Source organism: Roseateles sp. P5_E11, from assembly GCF_054049355.1.
In genome coordinates this window covers 1-510 of sequence record NZ_JBFUMO010001223.1, presented here as the reverse complement: position 1 = coordinate 510, position 510 = coordinate 1, and the positions used below count along the sequence as shown (strand labels likewise).

The 510-nt window shown below is 65.5% G+C and carries 1 protein-coding gene; it reads left to right on the top strand.

Features of this window, described 5'->3' with window-relative positions; genetic code table 11:
• Positions 1-256: 256 nt before the first annotated feature.
• Positions 257-510 (top strand): class II fructose-bisphosphate aldolase (locus ACXJKR_RS34460; RefSeq protein ID WP_457326690.1); only part of this gene is annotated, 254 nt, incomplete at its 3' end.

Here is a 510-nt window from a genome sequence, read left to right as displayed (position 1 = left end):
ACGCTGGATGGCGTGGCAAATCTCCCCGGCCCTACGGGTTGACCCGCCTTCGAGGCTCATGCGGCGTTGCAAATGCTCGCCGGGTAACCCACCCGGCTCCGCTTTGCGCCTTGCCTGACCCCCGAATGCGTGTCAACGCGCGCCCGTCCCAAAGGCCGGCAGCCTCCATAGAATCCCCAACCAGTTACGAAGCGGTTACGGCCTAGGGTGCGTACCGCAGTCGGCCCAGATTTCTCAACTCCACCGGGGACAACCCATGCCTCTCGTTTCCATGCGCCAGTTGCTGGACCACGCCGCCGAAAACGGCTACGGCATCCCAGCCTTCAACGTCAACAACCTGGAGCAGGTGCAGGCCATCATGGCCGCGGCCGACGAGGTCGGTGCACCGGTCATCCTGCAGGCCAGCGCCGGCGCCCGCAAATACGCCGGCGAGCCCTTCATCAAACACCTGATCCAGGCCGCCTGCGAGGCCTACCCGCACATCCCCCTGGTCATGCACCAGGACCACGG